Annotated in this window: 6 protein-coding genes and 1 pseudogene; 6 read left to right on the forward strand and 1 reads right to left on the reverse strand. The window is 37.9% G+C overall.

All coding sequences use genetic code 11. From position 1 onward, the window contains the following. From AC1DPQ_RS11585 to AC1DPQ_RS11595, 3 genes and pseudogenes are all read left to right on the forward strand, one after another. A pseudogene (locus tag AC1DPQ_RS11585) lies at positions 1-308 on the forward strand (30S ribosomal protein S1); the annotation flags it as partial. Between the two features lie 380 nt (positions 309-688). Further along, the gene (locus tag AC1DPQ_RS11590) at positions 689-2,314 is read left to right on the forward strand and encodes a beta-N-acetylhexosaminidase (protein ID WP_477609383.1); all 1,626 of its coding nucleotides are present in this window, start codon (positions 689-691) and stop codon (positions 2,312-2,314) included. A 115-nt stretch (positions 2,315-2,429) separates the two neighbouring features. Further along, positions 2,430-2,636, forward strand: a complete 207-nt coding sequence (locus tag AC1DPQ_RS11595; RefSeq protein ID WP_477583644.1) for a hypothetical protein — start codon at positions 2,430-2,432, stop codon at positions 2,634-2,636. Here the strand turns inward: AC1DPQ_RS11595 and AC1DPQ_RS11600 are convergent. Then, positions 2,633-3,034: a thiol-disulfide oxidoreductase DCC family protein gene (locus AC1DPQ_RS11600; RefSeq protein WP_477583646.1), complete on the reverse strand. Its 402-nt coding sequence runs from the start codon at positions 3,032-3,034 to the stop codon at positions 2,633-2,635. The two genes, AC1DPQ_RS11595 and AC1DPQ_RS11600, sit on opposite strands and share 4 nt — an antisense overlap. 367 nt (positions 3,035-3,401) lie before the next feature. On the opposite strand from AC1DPQ_RS11600, the gene pyrR reads away from it, so the two are divergent. The 3 genes from pyrR to AC1DPQ_RS11615 form a co-directional block, all read left to right on the forward strand. Continuing rightward, positions 3,402-3,950: a bifunctional pyr operon transcriptional regulator/uracil phosphoribosyltransferase PyrR gene (gene pyrR / locus AC1DPQ_RS11605; RefSeq protein WP_477583647.1), complete on the forward strand. Its 549-nt coding sequence runs from the start codon at positions 3,402-3,404 to the stop codon at positions 3,948-3,950. 2 nt (positions 3,951-3,952) lie between these two features. Further along, the gene (locus AC1DPQ_RS11610) at positions 3,953-4,882 is read left to right on the forward strand and encodes an aspartate carbamoyltransferase catalytic subunit (RefSeq protein WP_057933671.1); all 930 of its coding nucleotides are present in this window, start codon (positions 3,953-3,955) and stop codon (positions 4,880-4,882) included. A gap of 488 nt (positions 4,883-5,370) precedes the next feature. Beyond that, the coding region (locus tag AC1DPQ_RS11615; protein ID WP_477609385.1) for a tetratricopeptide repeat protein at positions 5,371-7,739 on the forward strand (2,369 nt) is incomplete at its 3' end.

Consider the following 7,739-nt stretch of genomic DNA (forward strand, 5'->3'; position numbering starts at 1 on the left):
AGTTAAAGCTGAAGAAACCAATGACTTCAAAATCAGTTAAAGCTGAAGAAACCAATGACTTCAAAATCATCGAGTTTAACAAAGAAGCAAAACGTATCGTAGTATCTCACGCCCGTATTTGGGACGAAGTTAAAGCTGAAGCTGTAGCAGAAGAAAGAGCAACTAAGAAAAAAGAAGCTAAAGCTGCTGTAACTGCTGTTAAAAAAGTTAAAGATTCTGTAGAGAAATCTACTTTAGGAGACTTAGACGTATTGGCTCAATTGAAATCGCAATTAGAAGGCGAAGAAAGCAAAGCTAAAAAAGGCTAGTTCTTTTTAACTGATCATATTAATCCCGATAGCGAAAGTTATCGGGATTTTTTTGATTATTTTTTTGCCACGGAAACACAGAGCGTACGGACTTCCTCCCATGAATCGTCATTGCGAGGCTGGGATTAGCGAGCCGAAGCAATCTTATTAGTGCAATTAAGAAAAAGAAAGAGGCTTATATTTTCTTAAATGTCTTACATGGTAAATAACAATTTGAAAACGAAAGCTAGCGTTTATCGGCAACTCCTGCCCCGCTATACTTTCTGCCGTGAAAAACGGCATTCATCCTATCGGGTTTATGTAACATAAGTTTTCGTTCTAGCAAACCTTCCCTTTCATCCGTCTATAATTATTACTTTTGAAAAGGAAAATCCCTTATAATGAAGAAATTTATCTTTTTGTTTTTATCAATTATTTCGTTTAAACTTTCTGCACAGGAAGTAAACATAATCCCACAACCTGTAAGTATTAAAACAGGAAAAAACACGGAAAAATTTATCATTGATCAACACACAGAAATTATTTCAAATGATTCTTTATCAAATTCAGCTTTATTTCTGCAAAATTATATTCAACAATATTATAATATAAAGCTTCGAATTAACCCTAATTCAACAAACAAAAAAAACGTAATCAAACTAGAAATAATTAGTCGGTTATTAAAAAACTTAAACGAATACGAGCTTATAAGCAACAACTATCAAACAATAATTTATGCATCTTCAGAAAATGGACTTTTTTACGGTATTCAAACATTAATTCAGTTGATACCTGAGGCAAAATCACAATCATTACAAATCCCGGCTGTTTCTATTATAGATTATCCCCGCTTCGATTATCGTGGCATGCATCTGGATGTAAGTCGCCATTTTTTTGACGTAGCCTTTATAAAACAGTACATCGATTATCTAGCGCTTCATAAAATGAATTATTTCCATTGGCATTTAACTGATGACCATGGCTGGAGAATAGAGATCAAAAAATATCCCAAGCTTACGGAAATTGGAGCATGGAGAAATGGTAGCATTATTGGCTTATGGCCTGGACAAGGAAACGAGCACATAAAATATCAGGTATTGCCGACAGACGTAAAAATTACGCCAAAAGATGCCGTTATTAAAACCGATGGTATTCGTCACGGCGGTTATTATACCCAAGAACAGATTAAAGATGTGGTTGATTATGCGGCCAAACGTTACATTACCATTATTCCTGAAATTGAAATGCCTGCCCATAGCATGGCCTTATTGGCTGCATACCCAGAATTAGGCACGGAGCCGGGCAAAAAATACGAAGTTGCCCAAACATGGGGAATGATGAATAAATACAACAATGTACTTCAGGCTTCTGATACGACTTTTAAATTTCTGGAAAATGTATTAACTGAGGTAATGGCTTTGTTTCCCTCGCAATACATCCACATTGGTAGCGATGAAGCCTCGAAAGTATGGTGGAAACGATCTGCTGTTTCGCAAGAGATTATGAAGGCTAATGGTCTGAAAAATGAAAGTGAGCTACAGAGTTATTTCATCCGCAGGATGGAAAAATTTGTAAATAGCAAAGGTAAAACCATTATCGGTTGGAACGAAATCTTACAGGGCGGTTTAGCCCCTAATGCAGTTGTAATGAGCTGGCAAGGTGAAAAAGGTGGTATAGATGCGGCAAAACAAAACCACAAGGCCATTATGACACCTGAAGACAAGATGTATTTCAATCATGGTCAATTTGTAAAAGAAGATAGCTTGGCTGCAAATAAGTTTTCGCCCTTAATTGATGTTTATAATTATGAACCCGTACCGGCTGAATTAAGTGCTGAGCAGGCTAAATACATTTGGGGCGCACAGGGCTGTTTATGGAGTGAGTACATTACCAATCCGGCAAAAGTGCAATATTTAATCTTTCCCCGATTAGATGCCTTGAGCGAAGTTTTGTGGAGTCCGAAAGAAAAACGGAATTATCCAGATTTTCAAAAAAGGCTAAAAACACAGTTTAAACGCTACGATTAAATGCGGATTACTTATGCTAAAAGGTACTTGGAAAATTAATGCTTTTTTAGAGAAGCGTCTTTAGACGTTGGTCTATTATAAAAATAAAATGCAATCTTTGTTTCAAAATCAAAATATGAGGAAAATTCTTGCCATTATTTGTACAATAATAACACTCGGAGCACTTAAAGAAACTATCAGGATATTCACATCTACTGGTCAGGATATTGTTGGACAAAGGCCAATACTGATTGTAATTGCCTTAAGTATTACTATACCGTTGCTTATTTTAACACTTTGGCTTTGGTCGCCGGGCAGAAAGAAAAGTGGTCAACAAAATTAAGCTATAAACTTACTTTTCAAATCGGGTGTTGGTACCCAACAACTCTCCTGCCTGCCCCACCATCTGTAACGGTTTTTGGCAATAATATCATAAACCCAATCGCGGATAAATTTGGGAACAATGATAAATGCATAAAGCAACGGAATTAATCCATTGAGTTTTCGGGCTACACGCAATGCCGCTGAAGATTTAGTATAGAGTTTTCCATCCTCCAGCAATAAAATGGTATTCAACTTTCCTAAATCAGCGTTAAATTGCGGTAGAATTTCTTTGGCGTAATCACCTTGTAGCGCAGTAAATCTAAACTGATCTTTTTTATCATGCGCAATAACAAACTGAACCGATGCATTGCAAAGATTACAAACACCATCGAAAAAGATTATTGGTTGCTGAATCATATGCTATAAAAATAAAGCTTTTTAATCCAATAAATATCTGAGGAATGTCTAATAAACATTAATTGATAAGTGGAGGCAGAAATATTGGATGAATATAATACGTTGGTTTTTGCCCCCGAATAATTGCAGAAACTGGCCCGCTAAACCGGATGGAAACGACAGCTCACGATTGAAAATCGGGACTACAGTGTACAGCCGGACCAACATCAAGATGAAAAACAGCTATTGCTTTCCAAAAAACATTACAAAAAGAAAAACCGATTTTTAAATGTTGTAACAGAACAATTTAACTATCAAAAAATAAAACAATCGATCTTCAACTTTCTTACCTTAAAACATTTTTATATATTTGCCCAATCCTTCTTCAATGCAAAAGAAAACACTTCTTGACGGACAAAAAATTCAGATTACAATTAAGAGGCTCTGCCATCAATTAATTGAAAACCACGACGATTTCGCAAATACCGTTTTAATTGGTATCCAGCCAAGGGGTATTTTTTTGGCAGATCGCATTCATCAGTATCTTCAACAGATTCTAAAAAACAAGAAAATTTTAAAGGGCAACCTTGATATTACTTTCTTTAGAGATGATTTCCGCCGTAAAGACGGACTGGTTACCGCAAGCAGTAACTCGATCGATTTTATTATCGAAGGCAAAAAAGTAATCTTAATTGATGATGTACTTTGGACCGGTAGAACCATTAGAGCAGCGCTTGACGCTCTACTTGCCTATGGCCGCCCAGAGAAAGTTGAACTTTTGGTTTTAATAGACCGTAGGTTTAGCAGGCATTTACCTATCGAGCCCGATTATATTGGGCATCAGGTAGATAGCTTAAACTCGCAACAGGTAAAAGTAACCTGGGCGAGCGAAGGAAGTGAAGATAAAGTGATTTTAATATCCGAAAATACTAAATAAAAATGGCAGCAGAAAAACTATCAACCCGACATCTTTTAGGCATTAAAGATATTAACCGGAATGATATCGAATTGATTTTCGAAACTGCAGATAATTTCAAGGAAGTGATTAACAGACCAATAAAAAAGGTTCCTTCACTCCGTGATATTACCATTGCCAATATCTTTTTCGAAAACTCTACCCGTACCAAACTTTCGTTCGAACTTGCTGAAAAAAGGCTTTCGGCCGATGTGGTCAATTTCGCCGCTTCCTCTTCATCGGTGAGCAAAGGTGAAACCCTGATCGATACGGTAAACAACATCTTATCCATGAAAGTGGATATGGTGGTGATGCGCCACCCATATGCGGGTGCTGGTCAGTTTTTAAGTAAACACGTTAAAGCGCAGATTGTAAATGCCGGAGACGGTGCGCACGAACATCCAACGCAAGCCTTACTTGATGCTTTCTCAATCCGTCAGAAATTGGGTGATGTAGCTGGCAAAAAAGTGGTAATTGTGGGCGATATCTTACACTCACGTGTAGCCATTTCGAACATCCTTTGCCTGCAGCGTTTAGGTGCCGAGGTAATGGTTTGCGGACCAACAACTTTAATCCCCAAACACATCCACCAACTTGGAGTAAAAGTTGAGCATAATTTAATTAAAGCCCTGAACTGGTGCGATGTAGCAAACATGCTCCGTATTCAATTGGAGCGCCAGGACATTAAATATTTCCCATCATTAAGGGAATATGCCATGATGTACGGTTTAAACAAACAGATCTTAGACAATCTCGATAAAGAAATCATTGTCATGCATCCTGGCCCTATAAACAGAGGGGTTGAGATYACCAGCGATGTGGCCGACAGTAAACAATCGATCATTTTAGAACAGGTAGAAAACGGAGTGGCAATAAGAATGGCTGTGCTGTACTTGCTGGCAAGCCAGGGATAGGTTAGTTCAATCGTTCATTGGTCATTGGTTTATTAGTGCAGAGTCCATAATCTAGCAACTTGCCGAAAGGACTAAGTCCATCGTCTTTTTAGAAATGCATTAGTAAATAGTCCATTGCTAATAGCTTATGGCAATTAACCAATTTATATGATTGACCAGTTAACCCTTCTACTAGATTGCTTTGTTGGCTGAAAAGCCGCCTCAGCAATGACGGATGCGGCGGTACCAATGAACTATTGACAAATGAACCAATGAACCCTTATCGGATGCGGTAACACCAATGAACTATTGACAAATGAACCAGTGAACCTCTACCAGATGCGGCGGTACTAATGACGAATGAACCCTATCATTTTTCCACATTCGTTCATCCCTTAATACCAAACCAAAAATCCTATCGTTAATTTGTGTTATTAACAGATGTTAATTACTTCTGTTGATAAGCTTTGATACTATTTCTAATTTAGTACCAACCATATTTGAAACCAATGCAGAAAAAATACTTACTAATTCCGCTACTTTTAGCAGGAAGTTTTAGCACCTACGCTCAGGTTAGCGCAGTGCAAAACCTCAACAAAAACTATCAAACGGGCTTAGAATTATTAGACAAAGAAAAATACACTGCAGCTGCACAACAGTTTAAACTTGTTGAGCTGCAACGTTATAAACCTTCTACCCAAACGGAGAGTAATGCCGAATTATCTTTACTGAAAGAGAATGCAAAATTTTACGCTGCTGTTTGTGCACTAGAGTTAACCAATAGCGATGCTGAAAGTTTGTTTCAGGCATTTATCCGCGATTATCCGTTAAATCCGAACACCAAACTGGCTTATTTCTACGTTGGAAAAACTTATTTCAACCAAAAAAACTATAAAAAAGCTTTAGAATGGTTCGAAAAAACAGATCCTTCTACGCTTTCGGGCAAACAAAGAAACGAATACCAGTTTAAACAAGGTTACGCTTATTTCGAACTTAAAGACTACGACAAAGCAGAACCTTTATTCGAAAAAGTTAAAAAAGAAGAAGGCGATTTTCAGGAAAGCGCCACCTACTACTTTGCTTACATCAATTACTTAAACAAAGAGTATAAAACGGCATTGGCCAACTTCGAAAAGTTAAAGGGCTCTCCTACTTATGAGGCGAGTTATCCATACTACATCACTTCGATGTATTACCTTGATGAGCGTTATGATGATGTAATCAGCTATGCTTTAGCAGCTATTCAAAAAACCAAACAACAGTTCGAGCCAGAAATGTTGAGTTTGGTCGCAGCATCGTACTTTGCGAAATCTGAATTCAAAAATGCTGAAAAGTATTTCGCCGAATATTATGCAAAAGATAAAAGTGAAACTAAAAACAACCTCTTCATTTACCAATACGGGTACTCTTTGTTCCAGAATAAGAAATATAAAGAGTCTGTTGCTGTTTTAGAAAAACTAAATACCGATGATGTTTACCTTCAAAATGGTATGCATACTTTGGGTAAAGCCTTTATTCAATTGGGCGATAAACCAAAAGCGCAGAGTGCTTTTTTCAGGGCATCGCGTTTAAGTTTTGACAAGGGTATACAGGAAGAAGCATGGTTAAATTATGCCAAATTAAGTTACGAACTAGAATTCCATCAGCAGGCGCTAGAGGCCACTCAGGGGTTTTTAAAAACTTTCCCGAAATCGCGTAAAATAAACGAAGCCAAAACTTTATTGGGCGAAGTTTTATTAACCACCAAAAACTATCAGGCGGCTGTAGATATTCTGGAGCCTATTCCAGATAAAAACCTTGAAGCTAAAGAAGCTTACCAAAAAGTAACCTATTTCCGTGGGTTAGAATTTTATAACGAAAGAGCATTCCCTAATGCATTATCGATGTTTTTACGTTCTGAAAAGTTTCCTGAAGACAATGAGATCAATGCGCTAAACACCTACTGGAAAGCTGAATCGATGTACGAGCTGCGTAAGTTCGGTGAAGCAGTTACTACTTTCGAAAAATTCTTAAAAATGCCAGATGCCGATAAAACCGGTGTTTACAATTTTGCGAACTACGCCTTGGCCTATGCAGCTTTCGAAGATGAGAAATACAGCAAAGCAGCTACTTATTTCGAAAAATTCCTCGCGGGTAGTGATAAAGACCAAAAAACGATTGATGATGCCACCATCCGTTTAGCCGATTCATATTTCGTAAACAAAAACTATGGTGATGCAATGGCAAATTACAACAAGATCATCAGCCGCAAAACCACTTCAGAAGATTACGCCACTTTCCAGAAAGGAATGATCCAGGGATTGGAAACGCAGTATGATGCAAAAATTGCTACCATGCAGAGCCTGTTGAATACTTTTCCAAATTCTAATTACGCTGATGATGCTGGTTTCGAAACCGCTTATACGTATTTCAACAAAGGCGATTTTGATAAATCTAAATCAGACCTTGTAGCCCTGGTAGCTAAATATCCACGCAGCAGTTATGTGGCAAAAGCGCTGGTAACCATCGGTTTGGTTCAATACAATCAGGATCAGGACGATGCCGCTTTAGAATCGTTTAAAAAAGTAATCCGCGATTACCCTACTGCCGATGAAGCCAAACAGGCAATGGAATCAATCAAAAACATTTATGTAGATCGCGGCGATGCAAATGGTTTTATCGCTTACGCAGCAACTACCCCGCTTGGAAATTATTCGGGCTCGGAGCAAGACAATATCGTTTTTGCCGCAGCCAATAACACTTATTTAAAGGGCGATGCCAATGGTGCATTCCAGGCGATAAATGCTTACTTTGATAAATTCCCTAAAGCGAACCATGAAAAAGAAGCTAAATTTATCAGGGCAGAATCGCTGGTGAAATTAGGTCGTCCGGATGAAGC

Source organism: Pedobacter sp. 01T416_2 (assembly GCF_056398925.1).

Excerpts from the sequence above, each read along its gene's own strand:
- AC1DPQ_RS11590 (WP_477609383.1), top strand. The coding sequence starts at position 689 with ATGAAGAAATTTATCTTTTTGTTTTTATCAATTATTTCGTTTAAACTT.
- AC1DPQ_RS11595 (WP_477583644.1), top strand. The coding sequence starts at position 2,430 with ATGAGGAAAATTCTTGCCATTATTTGTACAATAATAACACTCGGAGCA.
- AC1DPQ_RS11600 (WP_477583646.1), bottom strand. The coding sequence starts at position 3,034 with ATGATTCAGCAACCAATAATCTTTTTCGATGGTGTTTGTAATCTTTGC.
- pyrR (WP_477583647.1), top strand. The coding sequence starts at position 3,402 with ATGCAAAAGAAAACACTTCTTGACGGACAAAAAATTCAGATTACAATT.